Source organism: Pectobacterium aquaticum (genome assembly GCF_003382565.3).
Lineage (GTDB): Bacteria > Pseudomonadota > Gammaproteobacteria > Enterobacterales > Enterobacteriaceae > Pectobacterium > Pectobacterium aquaticum.
In genome coordinates, this window is the sequence record NZ_CP086253.1 from 625,380 (window position 1) to 645,064 (window position 19,685).

Consider the following 19,685-nt stretch of genomic DNA (forward strand, 5'->3'; position numbering starts at 1 on the left):
TAAAGGTTATAGTCTTACATAGACATCATGTACTTATAAAGAGGTTAATTGATATATCGAACAATCTCTCTAGCATATTTTGTTATTAGCAATGTGGTTTTAAATTTTTATCACACAGCAAAATGATGACATAGGTTGATTTTTTGTGAAGGTTTTATTCAAAAATTGAAAAAAGATTCAATAAAGTATACAAAATGTATATTTATTACGAGAGAAATGAATACAACTCACCAATAAATAGCCGATAAAAAATAGTTTAGGGCGGATTCAACCCTGTACATAAATTTTTGTAATTCGCCAACGCGATGTATCCGCAGACGCGCATCCAGCTATGCATCGTGCATCAAGGGTAATGCCATCGCGTCCGGTACTCGCTTTGGTGGCACCGAACGCGATGATAAGGCGCTTACACGGCCATTCCTAGTCCGACGATATTCGCCGCCAGAATAATGACCATGCAGCCGAGAACCAGCACGCGTACTGGCTTCTGACCAACGGCTTTCCATTCTTTAAACAGCAGGCCGACGATGCCACCGCACAGTACGTAGAAACTCATGTGCAGCATCCAACTGATGTAGGTGTAATCAGCCGGAATGTTGGCGTGTCCCCAAGCATAGAAGAAGAACTGCAAATACCACATGACGCCGCCCAGAATGGCGAAGAGCGCGTTGGAAATCAGTAATGGTTTGGCCTGTGCCAGATCGGCTTTTAATGAAATCCCCTTGCAGGTTGCCAAACGGATGAAGCAGAAACCCAGATTGACGATGGCACCACCGCCCATAATCACCACGTAGCTGGGGAGTGCGACATACAGCGCATTGATTCCCAGCGTTTGTGCCGCGGTGTGCATGGGTTTCGCGGCATCCATTGCAAAGGACATGCCTGCGGAGAAGATGCCGCACATCACGGCCAGGATCAGCCCTTTTTTCAGGTTGAATTCCTCTGCACGAATACCAAGCGCACGCTCTTTCAGTAAGCCGGCATAACTGACAATGGCGACACCAATGACTGCGACCAGCACGCCCAGTAGCGTCATGCGTCCCCCCGCTGAGCCAAACAGAATGGAGAACTTACCTTGCAGGACGGGTGTCATCAGTGTGCCGATAATCAGCGTTACGCCGATGGCGATACCGATGCCCATCGACATGCCAAGGTAGCGCATCGTCAGGCCGTAGTTGATATTGCCGATGCCCCACATCGCGCCGAAGAGAAAAACGGGGAGTAGGGTCGCCATATCGAACGAACCGTAATAACGCCAAAAATCAGGAAGTAGCCACCAACTGATGCTCCAAGGCAGGATAATCCACGAGAAAAATCCGCCTAGTGACCACATGGTTTCCCACGACCAGTTTTTGACCTGCTTAAACGGCGCATAGAAGCAGGCCGCGCTGGCCGCTCCGATGAAATGCCAGAAAATACCAAGCAAAATAGGATTGCTCATGCGTAACCCCTTGTTTTATTTTGTGGTAAGCCTGTATTCGGCCCTGAATGTAGAGTGCAGTGTATGATTGCTGCCAGACCTGCTGGCGCTAGACAGTGTAGGGAGGTGAAAAAGGGTGAGCCTTCAGATGCGTGCCACGAGCAACAGAAGGACGGCATCGGTTTGAAGGTGAGTGCAGGCCGGATCACAAAACGCGGAAATCATCGCTGAGTGCACGACAGGGCATTCTGCTCAAGAATTGATTAACACCACAGTAGGACTTTTCGCTATTATTTCCCTCTTTTCCACCTGCATATAGTGAATTATGGAACGTTTTATTGAGAATCTGATGTATTCATCGCGCTGGCTGCTTGCCCCAGTTTATCTTGGGCTGTCGGTGGGGTTGCTGGCCCTGGCGATCAAGTTTTTCCAGGAGGTGTTCCACGTCCTGCCTAATATCTTGGATATTGCTGAAGCCGATTTGGTGCTGGTGCTGCTGTCACTGATCGATATGACGCTGGTCGGCGGATTGCTGGTGATGGTGATGCTGTCCGGTTACGAGAACTTTGTCTCGGCGCTGGATATCTCTAAAGGCAGAGAAAAGCTGAACTGGCTCGGTAAGATGGACTCCGGCTCGCTGAAAAATAAAGTTGCCGCTTCGATTGTCGCTATCTCGTCGATCCATCTGCTGCGCGTGTTCATGGATGCCCGTAATATTCCGGATAACAAGCTGATGTGGTATGTGATTATCCATTTGACGTTTGTGCTGCCTGCACTGGTCATGGGGTATCGGGTTCGCATGTCGCGTTACAAAAAAAGCAAAACGACATAATGAACGCCGCAAACCGATCAAATTAACCGCCGTGTGATTCTGGCTCAGCGCCCGCACGGCGCGCCAACATGCGATTTGTGACGGCCCAGACCGCTTGCCGCTGCTGGCGGCGAGTTTTGCACTCGACAGAGTCTGTTACCATTACGGGCAGATAGTCACACGTGTATAGAAACTACCTGAGTAATACATGAGAATAACAAGGTAAGTCATTATTCTTGGTGGTGTTCGTTTAATCAAAAGAAAAGGGATAGACAAAGGGATGATAATGAAATTTGAAAAACAGCCCGCTTAAAATGGTCAATGGTGACAACTAGCTTTAAAAACGCCAGCTATGCCAGAGAAATGCCCAAGGATAAACATCTGGTAGGCAAAATCTCACTCAACGTATTGAGCGTAACAACCTGATATTGAGGACGTGCATTAAACGTCTGGCCCGGAAAATACTCTGTTTCTCACGCTCGATTGAATTGCATGAAAAAGTCATCGGGGCGTTCATTGAAAAACATATGTTTTACTAATTTGGAAGTATTACCCAAAGAGCACGATCTGGTCGCGAGACTGGGTGGTGCTTTTTTTATGCGCGGCATTGCTGAAATGTTGCTGTATCGTTGATGAATGCGTTTATAGCCTGTTATCGGGGGAAGCATTCTGCGCTACAATGGCGGAGTTACTTTATTTACGAATACCTTTTTATTCAAAACAACCCTGTTCGGAGTAGGGACAATGTCTGACGATGCGTCTACGCTTCTGCGCTCTATTTCCTGGTTTACTGAGCCCCCTTCGGTATTACCTGAGCACATTGGTGACTGGCTGATGGAAACCGGCTCCATGACGCGGCGACTTGAAAAATATTGTGCCCAACTGAAGACCACGCTGTGTAGTGAGAGATTCATTACGCCACAGGCGCTGGGTGAAGAACGCGAACAACTGCCGTACAGTGAGCGTTACTGGCTGCGTGAGGTGGTGCTGTATGGTGGCGATCGTCCTTGGCTTTTTGGCCGAACCATTGTTCCGCAACAAACGCTCGACGGCACGGATTCAGCCCTGACGAAAATAGGTAATCAGCCGCTAGGCCGCTACCTGTTTGGGCAAAAGGCGCTGACGCGTGACTATATCCATACCGGATGCAGTGAAGGCTTATGGGCGCGGCGCTCCCGCCTCTGTGTCTCGGGTTATCCGTTACTGTTGACTGAGCTTTTCTTACCGGAATCACCGATTTATTTCAGCCGGTGATGAAGGTTGGCAGGTAATTTGGGGAGATAAATCCTTGGAAAGAAGTGTTACAGCAGGGAAATGGCTGGCTTATTGCCGCTTGATGCGGATTGATAAACCGATAGGTTCTCTGTTGCTCCTGTGGCCAACGCTATGGGCGCTGTGGCTGGCGGGTGGGGGAGCGCCTGCACCGTGGACGCTGCTTGTTTTTGTCGCTGGTGTTTTCTTGATGCGTGCGGCGGGCTGCGTCATCAATGATTATGCCGATCGCCATTTTGACGGCCATGTAAAACGTACCGCTTCTCGCCCCTTGCCCAGCGGTGAGGTGAGTGAGCGAGCGGCCAAAGTGCTGTTTGTCGTACTGGTCTTGCTGGCGTTTGGCTTGGTGCTGACGCTGAATAAAATGACGATCTGGCTGTCCGTTGCGGGGCTGATTCTGGCGTGGGTTTACCCGTTTATGAAACGGGTCAGCCATCTTCCTCAGTTTGTGCTGGGTGCGGCGTTTGGCTGGTCGATCCCGATGGCGTATGCCGCGGTGAGTGAAAGCCTGCCGGCGAGCTGCTGGATGATGTTTTTAGCGTATATTTGCTGGACGGTCGCCTACGATACCCAATATGCGATGGTGGATCGTGATGACGATCTGAAGATCGGCGTGAAATCCACCGCGATCCTATTTGGTCGTTTTGACAATATCATCATCGGGTTGCTGCAGTTTAGTATGCTGGCGTTGCTACTGGCTTTGGGCATCACCACCGGATTAGGAACGCCATACACTATTTCGCTGCTGGTGACTGCGGGGATGTTTGTTTATCAGCAAATCCTGACCGCTGGGCGCGAGCGTGATGCCTGTTTCAAAGCCTTTCACAATAATAAATACGCAGGTATGGCAATATTTATTGGTGTGCTGTTTGGCCTGTAGGTCGAACCGATAGAGACAAAAAAGCAGCGATTTCTCGCTGCTTTTTTTATGGTGGAATGCTCAGAGATGTTTGTTATGCCAAACGCATTTACGGCTTTATGGCGGCGTGTTATCCGCCATTTTCCCGTTACTGTCTGGCTACGCCTGCTTTGTCTCTTCCACTTTTTCTACTGCCTGAGTATTGGCTTCCATTTCAGCAGATGAGCTGGCGCTTTCGATAGTCAACCGAACTTCTGGGGTGATCAGATCGCCGAGGATGCTGTAAATTTCCAGGATATCGCCTTGCGCTGTTTCCTTACTGTCGGTGATATACCCTTCCGTACGTAAGGTCGCGACCAGCGTTGAGAACACTGCTTTATCAAAGAATTCCGGCGCGTTGATGCCGTGCAAAACGGACAGACGCTGTGCCATGTTCCGGCTTTCTTTCTCCAGCGTTCCACGGTTAATTTCTGGATTCGCGCACAGTAAGGACAGCGTAATCGCATAACGTTGCAGCGTTTCACGCACGCCTGCTGACAGCAGTTGCAGCGTACGGATGCGTGGCGGATTGATAGCTAATTGACCGTCACGGCTACATAGCAGCTCTTGTCGAATCAGTTCGTTAGCCAACGTTTCCAGCACGCTTGGCAATTGTTCTTTGGAATAGTGCAGGAACAGCTCGGCTTGCAGCAGCGGATAGACCAGCGTGATCTGTCGCACGACATCGGCAAGCGTAATCCGGCGATGATGGATGACGATGCTGGCGATCAGTGACGGCAAGACCAAAAGATGCTGGATGTTATTGCGATAGTACGTCATCAGTACCGCCTGCTCGCGCGGCAGAATGATGATATCGCCAATGCTATCCTTCTCTACTTCAAATTTGTTCATGCCCAACGCGTGTTCCAGCAGTTCATCCGCTGTCTTTTTGGGCACCGTAATATCTTTGTGGTAAGGCACCTGACGTAGCAGTTGCAGATAGCAATCCAACTGCTCGTGCATTTGTTCGCGCGTCAGTGAACGCTGGCGCGAGGCTAATAAGGCCGTAGAGCACAAGTTCATCGCGTTTGCTGCCGCAGAATTATTGATGCGCACCATGATATCCATAGAGATATCCTGCACCGTCGGCGTTAGCCAACTCGGACGCTGTGCTTCGATGGGATCGATCGCGTCACGCCATTGCGGAACATGCTGATTCAGATAGGTTGTCAGCGGGAGGGGTTCGCCGAAGTTCACATAACCCTGACCCAAATTACGCAGTTTGCGCAAACCTCGCACCATCTGCATAAAGCCTTCTTTTTCCTTCACCGCCCCGCGCAGCTCTTTCGCATAGGTGCCGACTTCCATTACATGCTCGTAGCCGACATAAATCGGTACCAGCGTGATGGGGCGCGTGCCGCCTCTGAGCATGGCCTGAATGGTCATGGCCAGCGTACCGGTTTTCGGCTCTAACAGACGGCCCGTGCGTGAACGTCCGCCTTCCATGAAGTATTCAACCGAATAACCTCGGGCAAACAGCTCACCCAGATATTCACGGAAAATCGTGGAATACAGCTTGTTGCCTTTGAAGGTACGGCGAATAAAGAACGCGCCAAGACGGCGGAAGATCGGCCCCGCTGGCCAGAAATTAAGGTTGATGCCAGCGGCGATGTGCGGCGGCACTAAGCCTTGATGGTACAGGACGTAGGACAGCAGCAGATAATCCATGTGGCTGCGGTGGCAGGGCACATAGACAATACCGTGACCATCCTGCGCCAGTTGGCGAACGCGTTCGGCGTTATGGACGTTAATGCCTTGATAAAGACGGTTCCACGTCCAGCTTAATACGCGATCCGACAGACGCACGGCCTCATAGGAGAAGTCAGCAGCGATTTCTTCCATCAGCGCAATCGCATTCTGCTGCGCTTTTTCAGTAGAAATCTTCTTACTGCGCGCCTCATCGTCTACGGCTTTCTTGATCGCTTTGGAATCCAGCAACTTGTTAAACAGTTCCTGACGCACTGGCAAGCGCGGCCCAACTGCCGCCAAGCGTTGGCGGGAGAAGTGCATACGTGCGACACGTGCCAGTTTGTGGGCTATGGTTTTGTCAGTACCATGCTCGGTCGCCATATAGCGTAGTGATACCGGGCTGGAGAAGCGGACAAAGCTGTCGCGGCCTAGCCACAGGACGGCAAAGAATTTCTCGATGCCGTTGAGCAAGCGCAGGTGTGGTGCGGCCTGAGCGTGACCTTCCCGACCCGGAGAACGCCCAAACATCACAGAAACCGGCACCATCTGTACGTCTAAATCTGGATTGGCACGATGCAAATCCAAATAGTCGTGGAACAGCTTGACGGATTTCTGTTTGGGAACGTAATAGCGGAAGACGCGCGGCCCGTCATTGATAAAGACGTGGCTAGGCAGTTTGACGCCATTGAATTCGAACGGCTGCGAGGGATCGGGTAGCCCCAATGCCAGGCATTTCGCTCGTAGCGTCAAGAGATCCGCCTGAGAGTTATAAGGCAGAACATAGAGTATAGGACGTGAGGGATCTAACCCCAGCTCGACCACCGGATCTGCGGGAATAACTTTGCTCTTCACCAGCAGTTTCAGTGGGAGATTCAATAATTTATAGTAAATCTTACGCCAACCTGACATAACAACATGGAGCCTCTTGTTAGCAATTCGCCGCAAGGATACCAGAAACTGCGCCGGAGATCTGTGGTGATGAGACAACGTAGGTGCGTTAAAATGCGAATTATTTAGCGTATAAATAATGGAGGATAAATGAATAAAGCAACGGGGATAACTCGGATTATTAAAGCGACCGGTTATTCCTTTAAGGGGCTGAAGCAGGCGTGGCAGCATGAGGCGGCATTTCGTCAGGAGACAATACTGACCCTTGTCGGCGTCATTATCGCGTGTTTACTGCCGGTTACGCTGGTCGAGAAACTGCTACTGATCGGGTCTGTGGTGCTGATTATGCTGTTTGAGTTGGCTAACAGCGCCATTGAAGCGGTCGTCGATCGCATTGGTCTTGAGCACCACGAATTATCCGGCCGGGCGAAAGATATTGGGTCGGCGGCTGTCTTTGTTGCCATCTTGTTCGCTGCTGTCGTGTGGGGCTGCATCCTCTGGCAACATTTTGCCTGACGGCACGCATAAATGAATAAAAGTCAGGGGCTTTGCCGATATCTTCATTTCCAATTGTGCCTTACCTGTATATACTCACAGCAAGACTGTATAAACAACCAGGGGGCGGAATGAAAGTATTAACAGCAAGGCAGCAGCAGGTTTATGACCTGATCCGCGATCATATTGCGCAAACCGGAATGCCGCCAACGCGTGCGGAAATTGCTCAACAATTGGGGTTTCGCTCTCCTAATGCGGCTGAAGAACATCTGAAAGCGCTGGCGCGTAAAGGTGTGATTGAAATTGTATCGGGCGCTTCTCGTGGTATTCGTCTACTGATGGAAGAAGAGACGGGTATTCCTCTGGTTGGTCGCGTGGCCGCAGGTGAACCGCTGCTGGCACAGGAACACATCGAGTGTCGCTATCAGGTTGACCCTGCGATGTTCAAACCTAACGCTGATTTTTTGCTGCGGGTGAGTGGCATGTCGATGAAAAATATCGGTATTATGGATGGCGATTTACTGGCTGTGCATAAAACAGAAGATGTGCGCAACGGCCAGATTGTCGTCGCACGTATTGACGATGAAGTGACGGTGAAACGCTTGAAAAAGCAGGGCAATACGGTACACCTCCTCGCTGAAAATGAAGAGTTTGCCCCCATTGTTGTCGACCTGCGTCAGCAAAGCTTTTCGATAGAAGGCTTAGCGGTTGGTGTGATTCGTAACAGCGACTGGAGCTAACCGTTCCACAGTAATAGGAGATGCACGAGTTTTTTCTGAATTCGTTCGTACTTCTCAAACAAAACGATAGCTTTTGGGCTATCGTTTTTTGTATACAACGTCCTGTCACGCAGGAGATTCTATCAATGGATACTATCGTTTTTTAATCGGAACGGTATGGTCGTGATCGCAATGGTCCGTCTGTTTGCATAATGCGACTTCCTGGCAGCCTCCGCACAACCCATGCGCTTCCACCACGCTATGACGCAGCGTAAATCCCGACTGCTGTGCCAGACTACGCAGCGTTTCTTCCACACCTTCGGTTTGACGTTCCGTGACTTGCCCACAGCGGTCGCAGATGAAAAGGGCAGATGTATGGCTGTGGTCTTCGATATGGTGACACAGCACGTAGCTGTTGTTTGATTCGACGCGATGAATGAAGCCTTGTTCCAGCAGAAAATCCAGCGCGCGATAGACAGTCGGCGGTTTCGCCTGAGGTTCTGAAACGCGTAACAGGTCCAGCAGGTCATAAGCGCTGATAGCACCGGACTGCTGTGCCATAAGGCGTAAAACCTCTAACCGCTGTGGCGTGAGACGCACAGCGCGCTGCTGACAAATCTGTTCAGCCTGGGCAAGAAGTTTGTCCTGTTGGGTTGAATCCATTGTCATATCACCCTGACGCATTGAGGAACAAGACGGATATCTTACCACGACTGAATAAAAACGCCGAACTGGCGGCGTTTTCCTGCGAAAACCACTTCCTGTAAAAACAACTCTCTGCAAAAAACAACGGACAGAAGCGCTACACGACCAGATCGATGAGCAGCGCCCGCAAAGGCGACTCTGCCTGTAGCGTCAACGCCGTTTCTTCCTTAATGAAGGCTCCGTCGCCGCAGTGCAGTGTTTCACTGTTCTGGCTGCCTTTTACTGCCATTGAACCGTGAATCAGTTGGAGATACGCCTGATTTCCCTGTAGCGCGATTGTGCTTTGCTCATTCTGCTGGAGATCGACATGATGAACCCAAACCTGCTGGCGCAGTTGCAGGCTATTGTGCTCACCTTCCGGTGAGGCAAGCAGCGTATAATTTACTGAACTCAGCCCCATGCGCTGCAACGGGCTGTTTTCTCGCGTTTGGCAAGCATTCAGCCATAATTGCAGCCGCGTCAGCGGTTTGTTGGCGTTGGTATTATGTTCGCTATAGCTGACGTTCGGCTGCGTGGCGAGCAGCAGCACATCTCCGGCTTTGGCCTGAATGTGGCAGCCGTTGCTGTCGCGGTATTCCGCTTCGCCCTGAAGAATAATATTCAGAATATCAACCCGTGGATAGGTTCGCGGCTGAAATGATGCCCCTGGAGCCAATACTTCCTGATTGAGCACGCGCAGAGACGCATAGCCCAGCAGTTGTGGGTCAAAATAGTGACCAAAAGAAAAGGTATAGCGCGCCTGCAACCAGCCATAGTCGGCCTGGCCGCATTGACCTGCTGCTCTTCGTGTGATCATAATTTTTATCCCCCAGAGAATTATTTATTGAACTGATAGTAATTGTGTGGACGTTGGATTGTTAGCTAGTTAATCTGGTGGGTATATTCAAAATTCCTGAATGAGTACGAAGATGGCGAGAGAACGAGCACTGACGCTGGAAGCGTTGAGGGTGATGGATGCGATCGATCGTCGTGGCAGCTTTGCCGCTGCAGCAGACGAACTGGGTAGGGTGCCTTCTGCGCTGAGCTATACCATGCAGAAACTGGAAGAAGAGTTAGATGTAGTGTTGTTCGATCGTTCTGGACATCGTACTAAATTCACGAATGTTGGGCGGATGCTGCTGGAACGTGGTCGTATCCTGTTGGAGGCCGCGGATAAGCTCACGACGGACGCAGAGGCGCTGTCACGCGGTTGGGAAACGCACCTGACGATTGTGACGGAGGCGCTGATTCCGACTCAGCGAATTTTCCCATTAATCGATAAACTGGCACTTAAAGCCAATACGCAGGTATCGATTCTGACGGAAGTGCTGGCTGGGGCATGGGAGCGTCTTGAGCAAGGGCGCGCCGATATTGTGATTGCACCGGACATGCATTTTCGTGCGTCTTCTGAAATGAATACCCGCAAGCTGTACACAATGAATAACGTTTATGTCGCCAGCCCAGAGCATCCGATTCATCAGGAGCCTGAACCACTCTCGGATGCAACCCGAGTGAAATACCGTGGGATTGCGATGGCGGATACCGCGCGTGAACGCCCGGTACTGACCGTGCAGTTGTTGGATAAACAACAACGTCTGACGGTGAGTTCGCTGGATGATAAACGGCGTGCGCTGTTGGCGGGATTGGGCGTCGCGACCATGCCGTATCAGATGATTGCGCAAGATATTGCCGAAGGGCGTTTGCTGGTGATTGGACCGGAGCATCAGATGGAAAGCCAAATTATTATGGCGTGGCGGCGAGACAGCATGGGCGAGGCGAAATCTTGGTTCCTGCGTGAGATTCCGAAACTATTGAACCAGCCTTAAATTGCGCGCTTTTTGCGGCAAGGTGTGGCTCCACACCTTGCCGCACTATTTCACTAGTTTACTACTTCACTACTGCTTAGCGAAAATCGGCAAAACCCTAGTATAAATCGACAAACGTCTTATCACGCTCGTGGGGCTGGTTCAGATCTTGCTCTGGACCCAGCGAAATCACGCCATGCGGATTAATCGTGCCGTGGCTACGGTAGTAGTGGTGACGAATGTGCGCCATATCGACGGTATCGGCGATGCCGGGCATTTGATAAATATCACGCAGAAAACCGAACAGATTGGGATAATCGCTCAGGCGATATTTATCGCATTTAAAATGCGTGTGATAGACCGGATCGAAACGGATCAACGTCGTCCACAGCCGCAGGTCGGCTTCGGTTAACTGCTCACCTGTCAGATAGCGTTGTTTTGCCAAAATGCGTTCCAGATCGGAGAGCGCGGCAAAAACGGTTGTGGCGGATTCATCATAGGCTGACTGGCTTGTCGCAAAACCGGCTTTGTAAACACCGTTGTTGATCTTGTCGTAAATCCAGCCGTTCAATTCGTCAATCTGAGCACGTCGCGCTTCTGGGTAATAATCTCCCGCCGTTGCCCCTACGCCATCAAAAGCGCTGTTCAGCATGCGGATGATATCGGCGGATTCGTTACTGACAATGGTGTGCTGCTCGGTATCCCACAGGACAGGCACGGTCACCCGACCGCTGTAGTCTGGCATAGCGTGCAGGTAGAGCTGGTAGAGGAATTCGTGCTGATAGAGTGAGTCACCCGTCGCGGCTTCAAAATCGGTACCGAACGTCCAGCCGTGATCGAGCATGAGTGGATGAACCACCGAAACGGCGATGTGATCTGTTAACCCTTTCAACTGCCGCATGAGCAGTGTGCGGTGTGCCCACGGGCAGGCGAGCGAAACATAGAGATGATAACGGCCGGACTGGGCAGGAAAACCACCTTTGCCGGTGAGGCCGGGTGCGCCATCGGGCGTTACCCAGCTGCGGAATGCAGATTCTGAACGCTTAAAATGGCCGCCGGTAGATTTGGTTTCATACCAGGTATCGTGCCATACGCCGTCAACCAGTTGTCCCATAAATCCTCCCGTGAGTGATGATAAAACGACGGCAAGCCTTGTATGCTTGCCGTCTCATTCGTGGTTCGACTATTAAGTGTAGTACAGGTCGGAAAAGGCTCGTCTTACCACTTTTTGCCCAGCAGGCGGTCGATACTGAATGCGCCTGGGCCAGTGACAGCGAGCAGGAGGTAGCCGCCAGCGATGGTCAGGTTTTTCATGAACATCAGTTGGTTCATGCCTTCCGCAAAGTTAGAGTGGAAAATCAATGCAGTCAGCAGCGTAAAGCCGGCAGTGAACAGCGCGACGGTACGTGTCAGCAGACCGAACAGAACCGCCAGACCACCACCCAGCTCCAGCAGAATGGTCAGAGGCAGCAGGAAGGTCGGCACGCCCATCGCCTGCATGTATTGTTGTGTGCCTGCATAGGCATCACCCAGCTTACCGTAACCTGCAACGATAAACAGAATTGGCATTAAGATACGTGCAACCAGCAGTGCAGTACTTTCTAAATTTTTCATCATCTCTCCAATTAATTTTGTTGTGGGCTATATTGCCCTGTTTTGTTTGTTGTAGCAGGTGTGGTCTGAAAACTTGGCCCGCCATCAGGTTATGGGCAGATAGTATAGAGAGATGATTTGCGCTGCCAGCGAGTATAATTGTTGCTTTATTTCAGAAAAATTGATGTTCAGTGAATTGTGCAAGAACGCGCTGTAATGACATGAGCGCGTTAGGTAAAAGTCAGATGAAAAGTGGTGTATAGGTAAGGCAGATGGCTGGGGTGATAGGAAGGATTACGGACGTGGCTCAAACGTTTTACGGACGAGCCTGAATGTCCCCCACAGCCCGACGAGGCGGCGTCCCCAGCGGATCATGCGGCTAGGATGGCGCACGCCATAGAGCGCCACGAGGCTGGAGCCCACGATCCAGTATTTACGCCACTGCATTAGGCTTTGCCAGCCGCGATCGTAACGGGCGGTGGTATCCAGCCAGTGTTTTTTACCTGCTGATAAATCCAGCCGCTGCTGCTGTATCTGGCGCAGTAGCTGGGCTTTTTCTCTGTCTCGCTGCTGACGCTGGTTCATTTGGGATCGTCCTCCAGCAGCGATCTGTCGGTCGCCAGCTCCTTACGCGTCGCTTTGAGCAAGGTGGAACGACGTACCTTCACGAGTGTCCATATGCCGCCTATCAGCGCTAGTCCTAGCAAGGTGGCGGTAATACACCCCAGCGCAAAAAGACGATACTGCGGATCGATGCCCCAGATGATCAGCGCAATCAGGCTCATAATGCCAAAAGTGGCAAAAAGTAGCGTCAGGCCGACCATTATCAGCAACTGAATCAGATTGGCTTTCTCTTCCTCTAATTCAATGACCGCCAGTCGAATACGGCTTTCCACCATGCTGACAATAATGGAGATGATGCGCTGAGCAGAAGCCATGACCCCGCTTGCGGGGCCTTGTTGTGATTTATCCGTCATAACGATCCGCTAATTAGCGACGAGACAGCAGGACGCCAAGCACGACGCCGACTGCTGCACCAATGCCGACACCGGTCCACGGGTTCTGACGTACATAATCGTCCGCCGATTCAACTGCTTCTTTGGTTTGGGACGCGATGCGCTCGCCCGTATCGCTCAGGCGACTGCGGGTTTCTTTCAGCGCGCTTTCTGCCTTATTACGCAGCTTGTCGAGTTCCGCTTTAGATTTATCGCTGGAGGTGCTTAATACTTCTTCCAGCGTGTCCGCCAGTGATTTCAATTCGGCGCGTAGGTACTCAGAATTTTGATCTTTAGCCATATTAATAACCCTTCATGTTATAAACCTGAACGTTAACTATAGCTGAAGCTGAGATTTATGCTGCCCTAAACGGTACGGACAATTCTGATAACTCGCTGTAAATTTTAGTGATTTGGTTTTGGAATGTAAAATGAACAGTTGAGGTGTGTTTTGTAGGGGCAATGTGTTGGTGGGCTATTGCAACCTGCCATATGTTCTGCGGCGCGCAATTTCTGCTCGGCTTCAGCCCGCTTTCTTTCGTACTTCATCAATTTGGCGCTGAATATCCTGTGCTTTCTGCTGACAGGTCTCTACCTGATTGGCGGTATTCGCCAGTGCATGTCCGGAAAGCAGGACGGATAAGGCAATAATGGATGGAGATAGTTTCATCGTCGTCACCCCAGTTTGGATTGTTTCTGTGTCAGTTTTTGCTGCCAGAAGGGCGTCGGGGTTGTTACTTGCTGAGCGGTAATCGTGACTTTGGGTAGAGACAAACGCAGGACATCTCTGGCCGCGATACTCTGTTCCGGCGATGCCAGACGAACGATCAGGCTATCTTGCTCTGGCGTAATGCTTTTGATCGCAATTCCTTTTTCGTTGAGACGCTGATATACGTAAAAGCCATCGGGCAATGCGGCACCGTCATAAGGCCTGATGTGTAGCATCGCATCGTCCTGAGAGCGGCGTAGTGACTGAGACTGCGTCAATGCAATCATCGATAGCGTAATCAATAGCAGTACTCGAGCTGCTTTTCTGGAGAAGAGCTTAGGAAATAACCCGCTGATTGACACCGTTAGTTCCCTTTTTCTGCATTATTTGCCTTAGCGTCACGTTTTTTACGCCATAGGACAAAAAGCGATCCAAACAGGCCGATAAACAGCAGCACTAGTGGCAGCATCATCAGGCAGAACATCAGCTCGTCTTCATATTTCAGAAAGACTGTAGTTTTTCCTAAAGCAAAGCCTAGCGTAACCAGAATAAATACCCACAGGAACCCGCTCATCCAGTTAAAGAACTGAAAGCGCGCGTTATTCAGGCCAGACAAGCCTGCGATGGTTGGGAGTAACGTTCTGACAAAAGCCAGAAAGCGGCCAACTAACAGCGCGGACAGACCATGACGATGGAAAAGCTGGTGGGCGCGTTGGTGATAGTGCGCGGGCAAATGTGATAGCCAACCCTGAACCACTCCCGTATTGCCAAGCCATTTCCCCTGAATATAGCTTGCCCAACAGCCGAGGCTGGCGGCCGTTGTCAGGAGAAATATCGTAAAAGGATAATTCATTGTGCCCTTGGCAACGAGGACGCCGACTAAAATGAGCAGGCTATCGCCGGGCAGGAAAGCGGCGGGGAGCAGGCCATTTTCCAGAAAGATAATCAGAAACAGTAGTATGTAGATGGTCCATACCAGCTTAGGGTCGGCTAAAATATCGAAATCCTGATGCCAGAGTGCGTTTAACAGTTCTTTGATTAATTCCATCCGGTATTCCTAATACTGCAGTTGCATTTTAGCCTTGGCGACAATCACGCACGCTTCTGGACATGATAAGAGTGAATACAGTGTTAATCCCGTCATACGTCAAGTTTCCTGAAACTCGAATTATTCAGGGTATATCAGGGCACAGGATTATGATTTTTTGATGATCTCTGTTTTTCTGCCTGATAGCGAAGCTGGCGTCTGACTTGATGCTCGCTTTTCGCTGCGAACCAGATAAACAGGTTGCTTGGGGATTGTTTGGTCTTGGCAGACTTTGCATCCAAAGCGACGGATTAAGCGTAAGAAAGACGCGTTAACTGTAACAAAATAGGTGTTACTGAGACAGAAAAATATTACGACAACTGGGGCGGTTTAGGGGGATTTTTCGAAGAAGAGTGGGGATTTCTGCGATATTTTACACTCACTGACAGAAATCAACGTTTTCTGACTTTTTCCCTCTGGTTCAAAATTTTCCCCCTTCGCTCAAAACAAGGGGGAGGATGCTTATTTAGGACTTGCCAGTGTGTATCTGGTCGAGGTGGACGACCGGATTTTCGGCGAACATATAGCGGTCGACGTTAAACTCGAAATCATCCGTTGTAGCGCGAAACAGCATCTGTTTGGTGTTTTCCAGATGTTGCCACATCGCCAGTTTGGCTGCATAAGGATCTTTGCGAATCAATGCCTTAAGGATGCGGTCGTGCTCTTCGCACCAGCTTTCAATCGATTTGTCGTCAATGTGCTCATGCAGTTTGCGCCAGTAGGGATTGTGGATCCGTTGGCTCCACATTTTCTCGACGATGGTCGCCATCGCAGAGTTCTGTGTTGCCAGCGCGACCTGAACGTGGAATTTGAGATCCCACTGAGAATCACGAAAGCGATCTTCTTGCCGTGCGTATTCCTGAATTTCCATCAGTTGGATGATGTCCTGACGGGTCACCTGCGTGGCCGCAAATTCAGCAATGTTGCTTTCAATAAGCTGGCGAGCCTGAAGCAGCTCAAAGGGGCCTGCCGCGACGAATTCACTATCGCCGCTATTAATGAACGGATTCTTCTGCTGGTTGGAAATAACGTGAATGCCTGAACCCTTGCGTACTTCAACGTACCCTTCGACTTCCAGCATGATGATGGCTTCGCGCACCACGGTGCGGCTGACGTTCATTTCTTCAGAAATATAGCGCTCTGCCGGTAATTTTTCGCCGACCTGATACATACCACTTTCGATGCGCTGTTTTAATTCTGCGGCTAACTGCTGGTATAGCCGTCGGGGTTCAGTGAGTGCCATGATGATGTCTACTCTCGATAGATGACGGTCCATGTGCCACGTCAGGGCCTGAGTGTCTATCTCGTTAATCTTTCAGGGATGATTTGTTATACCACTTAATCATAGCAGCAACCAATGTTGTGGTCACAGTTATCGCGGTGTGTTATCGGAGGGAGGTGGCTCACCCAGTCGCAGATCATACCGGATGAGCCAGGATAATGCAGGGATTATCCGTGTTGGTTGGCTTCTTTCAATGTTTCAGCCGCGGCGGCGACTTCTGATGCCGGTTGGTTTTTCAACACGGTCCAGATGACGATAGCACCCAACAGGTCAAAGACGGCCAGTGCCGCGAACAGCGGGCTGAAGCCCATCGTGTCGGCCAGTGCGCCCACAACCAGTGCAAATAGGGTGCTTGCCATCCAGGCTGCCATGCCGGTCAAACCGTTCGCGGTAGCCACTTCATTACGGCCAAATACGTCAGATGACAGGGTAATCAGCGCGCCGGACAGCGACTGATGCGCAAAACCACCGACGCACAGCAGGGCGATGGCGACATAAGGGCTGGAGAACAGCCCGATCATGCCCGGTGCAATCATCAGTACCGCACCCATCGTGACGACCATTTTGCGGGAAACGATCAGATTCACTTTGAAATGCTTTTGGAACAGCATTGGCAAGTAACCGCCCAGAATGCAGCCGATATCGGCGAACAGCATCGGCATCCAGGCGAACATGGCGATTTCTTTCAGGTTAAAGCCGTAGGCTTTAAACATGAACAGCGGGATCCATGCATTGAAAGTCCCCCACGCGGGTTCAGCCAGAAAACGCGGCAGTGCGATACCCCAGAATTGGCGGTTACGCAGGATCTGCCAGGCGGACATTTTTTTCGCGTTATTGGTTTGGTGCTGTGCTTCCTGCCCACTAAGAATGTAGTCGCGCTCTTCGTCGCTGAGTTTTTTCTGATCTTTTGGGTGTTTATAGAAAACGAGCCAGCAGAGGGCCCAGATCAGGCTCAGCACACCGGTAATGATAAAAGCCATTTCCCAACTGTGTGCCACAATCGCCCACACGACCAGCGGTGGCGCGATCATGGCGCCGATCGATGACCCCACGTTGAAGTAACCCACCGCAACAGAGCGCTCTTTTGCCGGAAACCATTCGCTGCTGGCTTTCAGGCCAGCAGGGATCATGGCCGCTTCTGCCATACCAACTGCGCCACGGGCGATCGCTAATCCCCCCCAGCTGTTTGCCAGCGCGGTGCCCATACAGCAGATGGCCCACAGAATGGCGAACATGGCATAGCCGATTTTTGTGCCAAGCAAATCCAGTACATAGCCAGCGATAGGCTGCATAATGGTATAACAAGCTGAGTAGGCTGCAACGATGTAAGAATACTGCTGTGTCGTGATGTGCAACTGATCTTGTAACGTCGGTGCGGCAACAGACATTGCATTACGTGTCAGATATCCCAGCACGGTGCCAATGGTCACTAGGCCGATCATGTACCAGCGTAATCCTTTGATTTTACGCATTTACTTTCTCTCCGAGTCAATAAAAAACACCGTAATGTCTCTTGAGTGGCATCAGGGTGTGATGTGTCTTGTGATGTTGTGCGACACGTTTTGTTGTTGTGTTGAACAGGAAACCCCTTCTCTTTTTGAGATAGCGATTGAATCCCTGCTTAAGGCAGCGCTACAATAATTTGTCATACAACTTTAAAAGTTGAGTGATATCACAAAACCATTATTTTTATAATGGAATAGCGAGTTCCTCGTTTAAACCGAGAGAGACAGCCGTTTACGGCGATAAATGCTGGGTTATTGTACTGTTTTGTTACATTTTTGCGATCATGACCTCACAAATACTGTGAGATATCGCGCATAATTGGTGTGATATCTTTTAACGGTTAACTAATTTGGTGCACAAGAAGCACGGTAAGGAAGAGAACATGCCCCAGTTTATGAGTGAAGATTTTCTGTTAGACAGTGAATTTGCCCGTCGTCTTTATCATGAGTATGCCGTCGACCAACCGATATTTGACTATCACTGCCATTTGCCGCCTGAGCAGATCGCAGAAAACTATCGCTTTAAAAATTTGTATGACATCTGGCTGAAAGGCGATCACTACAAGTGGCGCGCGATGCGCACCAACGGCGTGCCTGAGCGTTTGTGTACGGGCGATGCCAGCGATTGGGAAAAATTTGAAGCCTGGGCCGCTACCGTGCCGCACACCATCGGCAACCCGCTCTACCATTGGACGCACCTGGAACTGCGTCGTCCGTTCGGTGTAACCGGCACGCTGCTGTCACCGAGCACGGCAAAAGACATTTGGGATCGTTGTAATGCCATGCTGGAGCGCGATGACTTTACCGCGCGCGGCATCATGCAGCAGATGAACGTGAAAATGGTGGGTACGACAGACGATCCGATTGACGATCTGCGCCACCATAAAACCGTTGCTCAGGATTCAAGCTTCTCTATCAAAGTGTTGCCGAGCTGGCGCCCAGATAAAGCGTTCAATATTGAGCTGGCAACCTTCAACGACTATATGGCGAAACTGAGTGAAGTCTCCGATACCGACATCCGTCGTTTCAGCGATCTGCAAACGGCGCTGGCCAAGCGTCTGGAGCACTTCGCGGCACACGGCTGTAAAGTGTCTGACCACGCGCTGGATGTGGTGATGTTTGCCGAAGCGGATGAGGCAACGCTGGATAACATTCTGGCGCGTCGTCTTGCGGGTGAAACGCTGAGTGAACATGAAGTAGCACAGTTCAAGACCGGCGTTCTGGTCTGGCTGGGTGCGGAATATGCCCGTCGCGGCTGGGTTCAGCAGTATCACATTGGTGCTCTGCGTAACAACAACCTGCGCCAGTTCAAGCTGCTGGGGCCGGATGTGGGCTTCGACTCCATCAACGACCGTCCGCTGGCTCAGGAACTGTCTCGCTTGCTCAGCAAACAGAATGAAGAAAACCTGCTGCCGAAAACCATCCTTTATTGTCTGAACCCGCGCGATAACGAAGTACTCGGTACCATGATCGGCAACTTCCAGGGCGAAGGGATGCCGGGCAAGATGCAGTTCGGTTCCGGCTGGTGGTTCAACGATCAGAAGGACGGCATGCAACGTCAGATGACCCAATTAGCACAGCTTGGTCTGCTGAGCCGCTTCGTCGGTATGCTGACCGATAGCCGCAGCTTCCTGTCTTATACCCGTCATGAATATTTCCGCCGCATCCTGTGCCAGATGATTGGCCGCTGGGTGGAAGATGGCGAAGCGCCAGCCGACCTGCCGTTGCTGGGCGAAATGGTGAAAAACATCAGTTTCGATAACGCTAAAAACTATTTTGCTATCGAGCTGTAATTCCACGGCGTCGTAAGGTGTGAATTGCGCGAGGGCGCGG

The 19,685-nt window shown here is 50.8% G+C and carries 21 protein-coding genes and 1 pseudogene; 8 read left to right on the plus strand and 14 right to left on the minus strand.

Going from position 1 to position 19,685, the window contains the following annotated elements; genetic code table 11:
• Positions 1–406 precede the first annotated feature (406 nt).
• On the minus strand, positions 407–1,441 hold the full coding sequence (rhaT, locus tag DMB82_RS02920) for an L-rhamnose/proton symporter RhaT (protein WP_116163685.1): 1,035 nt from the start codon (positions 1,439–1,441) through the stop codon (positions 407–409).
• 304 nt (positions 1,442–1,745) lie between these two features.
• Here rhaT and DMB82_RS02925 point away from each other — a divergent pair, with 304 nt between their 5' ends.
• The 4 genes and pseudogenes from DMB82_RS02925 (at position 1,746) to ubiA (ending at position 4,383) form a co-directional block, all read left to right on the plus strand.
• On the plus strand, positions 1,746–2,252 hold the full coding sequence (locus DMB82_RS02925) for a TIGR00645 family protein (RefSeq protein WP_228400041.1): 507 nt from the start codon (positions 1,746–1,748) through the stop codon (positions 2,250–2,252).
• A gap of 327 nt (positions 2,253–2,579) precedes the next feature.
• Positions 2,580–2,770, plus strand: a pseudogene (locus DMB82_RS02930) (IS1 family transposase); the annotation flags it as partial.
• Between the two features lie 205 nt (positions 2,771–2,975).
• Complete coding sequence (ubiC, locus tag DMB82_RS02935; RefSeq protein ID WP_102117234.1) at positions 2,976–3,485, plus strand: chorismate lyase; 510 nt, start codon at positions 2,976–2,978, stop codon at positions 3,483–3,485.
• 34 nt (positions 3,486–3,519) lie between these two features.
• Positions 3,520–4,383, plus strand: coding sequence for a 4-hydroxybenzoate octaprenyltransferase (gene ubiA, locus DMB82_RS02940; RefSeq protein ID WP_102117235.1), 864 nt, complete (start codon positions 3,520–3,522; stop codon positions 4,381–4,383).
• Positions 4,384–4,521: 138 nt separating this feature from the next.
• Here the strand turns inward: ubiA and plsB are convergent, their stop codons facing one another.
• A complete protein-coding gene (gene plsB, locus DMB82_RS02945; protein WP_102117236.1) occupies positions 4,522–6,999 on the minus strand; it encodes a glycerol-3-phosphate 1-O-acyltransferase PlsB in 2,478 nt (825 codons plus the stop codon).
• A gap of 129 nt (positions 7,000–7,128) precedes the next feature.
• On the opposite strand from plsB, the gene DMB82_RS02950 reads away from it, so the two are divergent.
• Both DMB82_RS02950 and lexA read left to right on the plus strand, forming a co-directional pair.
• Complete coding sequence (locus DMB82_RS02950; RefSeq protein ID WP_102117237.1) at positions 7,129–7,494, plus strand: diacylglycerol kinase; 366 nt, start codon at positions 7,129–7,131, stop codon at positions 7,492–7,494.
• Positions 7,495–7,604: 110 nt separating this feature from the next.
• The gene (gene lexA, locus DMB82_RS02955) at positions 7,605–8,213 is read left to right on the plus strand and encodes a transcriptional repressor LexA (protein WP_102117238.1); all 609 of its coding nucleotides are present in this window, start codon (positions 7,605–7,607) and stop codon (positions 8,211–8,213) included.
• 132 nt (positions 8,214–8,345) lie between these two features.
• Here lexA and zur read toward each other — a convergent pair whose 3' ends face one another.
• Positions 8,346–8,855, minus strand: coding sequence for a zinc uptake transcriptional repressor Zur (zur, locus tag DMB82_RS02960; RefSeq protein ID WP_102117239.1), 510 nt, complete (start codon positions 8,853–8,855; stop codon positions 8,346–8,348).
• A gap of 139 nt (positions 8,856–8,994) precedes the next feature.
• A complete protein-coding gene (locus DMB82_RS02965; RefSeq protein WP_102117240.1) occupies positions 8,995–9,693 on the minus strand; it encodes a pirin family protein in 699 nt (232 codons plus the stop codon).
• Between the two features lie 112 nt (positions 9,694–9,805).
• On the opposite strand from DMB82_RS02965, the gene DMB82_RS02970 reads away from it, so the two are divergent.
• Entirely contained in the window at positions 9,806–10,702 is an 897-nt protein-coding gene (locus tag DMB82_RS02970; RefSeq protein WP_102117241.1) for a LysR family transcriptional regulator, read from the plus strand.
• Between the two features lie 97 nt (positions 10,703–10,799).
• On the opposite strand, the gene DMB82_RS02975 is transcribed toward DMB82_RS02970, so the two are convergent.
• From DMB82_RS02975 to DMB82_RS03020, 10 genes are all read right to left on the minus strand, one after another.
• Complete coding sequence (locus DMB82_RS02975; RefSeq protein WP_116164895.1) at positions 10,800–11,795, minus strand: glutathione S-transferase family protein; 996 nt, start codon at positions 11,793–11,795, stop codon at positions 10,800–10,802.
• A 104-nt stretch (positions 11,796–11,899) separates the two neighbouring features.
• On the minus strand, positions 11,900–12,295 hold the full coding sequence (locus DMB82_RS02980) for a DoxX family protein (RefSeq protein ID WP_010298854.1): 396 nt from the start codon (positions 12,293–12,295) through the stop codon (positions 11,900–11,902).
• A gap of 273 nt (positions 12,296–12,568) precedes the next feature.
• Positions 12,569–12,859 (minus strand): YqjK-like family protein, encoded by a 291-nt coding sequence (locus DMB82_RS02985; RefSeq protein ID WP_102117244.1) that lies wholly within the window; start codon positions 12,857–12,859, stop codon positions 12,569–12,571.
• Entirely contained in the window at positions 12,856–13,251 is a 396-nt protein-coding gene (locus DMB82_RS02990; RefSeq protein ID WP_102117245.1) for a phage holin family protein, read from the minus strand. Before DMB82_RS02990 ends, DMB82_RS02985 begins: the two co-directional genes overlap by 4 nt.
• 13 nt (positions 13,252–13,264) lie before the next feature.
• Positions 13,265–13,570 carry an ElaB/YgaM/YqjD family protein gene (locus DMB82_RS02995; RefSeq protein ID WP_005971326.1) on the minus strand — a complete coding sequence of 102 codons (306 nt, stop codon included), beginning with the start codon at positions 13,568–13,570 and terminating at the stop codon, positions 13,265–13,267.
• Between the two features lie 222 nt (positions 13,571–13,792).
• Positions 13,793–13,939, minus strand: a complete 147-nt coding sequence (locus tag DMB82_RS03000) for a hypothetical protein (RefSeq protein WP_226888946.1) — start codon at positions 13,937–13,939, stop codon at positions 13,793–13,795.
• Positions 13,940–13,944: 5 nt separating this feature from the next.
• Positions 13,945–14,340: an EnvZ/OmpR regulon moderator MzrA gene (gene mzrA / locus DMB82_RS03005; RefSeq protein WP_102117246.1), complete on the minus strand. Its 396-nt coding sequence runs from the start codon at positions 14,338–14,340 to the stop codon at positions 13,945–13,947.
• Positions 14,341–14,342: 2 nt separating this feature from the next.
• Positions 14,343–15,026 (minus strand): DedA family protein, encoded by a 684-nt coding sequence (locus tag DMB82_RS03010; RefSeq protein ID WP_102117247.1) that lies wholly within the window; start codon positions 15,024–15,026, stop codon positions 14,343–14,345.
• A 505-nt stretch (positions 15,027–15,531) separates the two neighbouring features.
• Positions 15,532–16,308, minus strand: a complete 777-nt coding sequence (gene exuR, locus DMB82_RS03015; protein WP_010282953.1) for a transcriptional regulator ExuR — start codon at positions 16,306–16,308, stop codon at positions 15,532–15,534.
• A gap of 206 nt (positions 16,309–16,514) precedes the next feature.
• On the minus strand, positions 16,515–17,819 hold the full coding sequence (locus DMB82_RS03020) for an MFS transporter (protein WP_116156502.1): 1,305 nt from the start codon (positions 17,817–17,819) through the stop codon (positions 16,515–16,517).
• Positions 17,820–18,235: 416 nt separating this feature from the next.
• On the opposite strand from DMB82_RS03020, the gene uxaC reads away from it, so the two are divergent.
• Positions 18,236–19,645: a glucuronate isomerase gene (gene uxaC, locus DMB82_RS03025; protein ID WP_102117249.1), complete on the plus strand. Its 1,410-nt coding sequence runs from the start codon at positions 18,236–18,238 to the stop codon at positions 19,643–19,645.
• Positions 19,646–19,685 lie beyond the last annotated feature (40 nt).

Coding starts and splice junctions, on each gene's coding strand:
- DMB82_RS02990 (WP_102117245.1), bottom strand. CDS start 13,251: ATGACGGATAAATCACAACAAGGCCCCGCAAGCGGGGTCATGGCTTCT.
- DMB82_RS02975 (WP_116164895.1), bottom strand. CDS start 11,795: ATGGGACAACTGGTTGACGGCGTATGGCACGATACCTGGTATGAAACC.
- rhaT (WP_116163685.1), bottom strand. CDS start 1,441: ATGAGCAATCCTATTTTGCTTGGTATTTTCTGGCATTTCATCGGAGCG.
- DMB82_RS02970 (WP_102117241.1), top strand. CDS start 9,806: ATGGCGAGAGAACGAGCACTGACGCTGGAAGCGTTGAGGGTGATGGAT.
- DMB82_RS02950 (WP_102117237.1), top strand. CDS start 7,129: ATGAATAAAGCAACGGGGATAACTCGGATTATTAAAGCGACCGGTTAT.
- zur (WP_102117239.1), bottom strand. CDS start 8,855: ATGGATTCAACCCAACAGGACAAACTTCTTGCCCAGGCTGAACAGATT.
- DMB82_RS02925 (WP_228400041.1), top strand. CDS start 1,746: ATGGAACGTTTTATTGAGAATCTGATGTATTCATCGCGCTGGCTGCTT.
- DMB82_RS02985 (WP_102117244.1), bottom strand. CDS start 12,859: ATGAACCAGCGTCAGCAGCGAGACAGAGAAAAAGCCCAGCTACTGCGC.
- DMB82_RS02965 (WP_102117240.1), bottom strand. CDS start 9,693: ATGATCACACGAAGAGCAGCAGGTCAATGCGGCCAGGCCGACTATGGC.
- uxaC (WP_102117249.1), top strand. CDS start 18,236: ATGCCCCAGTTTATGAGTGAAGATTTTCTGTTAGACAGTGAATTTGCC.
- ubiC (WP_102117234.1), top strand. CDS start 2,976: ATGTCTGACGATGCGTCTACGCTTCTGCGCTCTATTTCCTGGTTTACT.
- lexA (WP_102117238.1), top strand. CDS start 7,605: ATGAAAGTATTAACAGCAAGGCAGCAGCAGGTTTATGACCTGATCCGC.
- DMB82_RS02980 (WP_010298854.1), bottom strand. CDS start 12,295: ATGAAAAATTTAGAAAGTACTGCACTGCTGGTTGCACGTATCTTAATG.
- DMB82_RS03000 (WP_226888946.1), bottom strand. CDS start 13,939: ATGAAACTATCTCCATCCATTATTGCCTTATCCGTCCTGCTTTCCGGA.
- plsB (WP_102117236.1), bottom strand. CDS start 6,999: ATGTCAGGTTGGCGTAAGATTTACTATAAATTATTGAATCTCCCACTG.
- DMB82_RS03020 (WP_116156502.1), bottom strand. CDS start 17,819: ATGCGTAAAATCAAAGGATTACGCTGGTACATGATCGGCCTAGTGACC.
- DMB82_RS02995 (WP_005971326.1), bottom strand. CDS start 13,570: ATGGCTAAAGATCAAAATTCTGAGTACCTACGCGCCGAATTGAAATCA.
- DMB82_RS03010 (WP_102117247.1), bottom strand. CDS start 15,026: ATGGAATTAATCAAAGAACTGTTAAACGCACTCTGGCATCAGGATTTC.
- exuR (WP_010282953.1), bottom strand. CDS start 16,308: ATGGCACTCACTGAACCCCGACGGCTATACCAGCAGTTAGCCGCAGAA.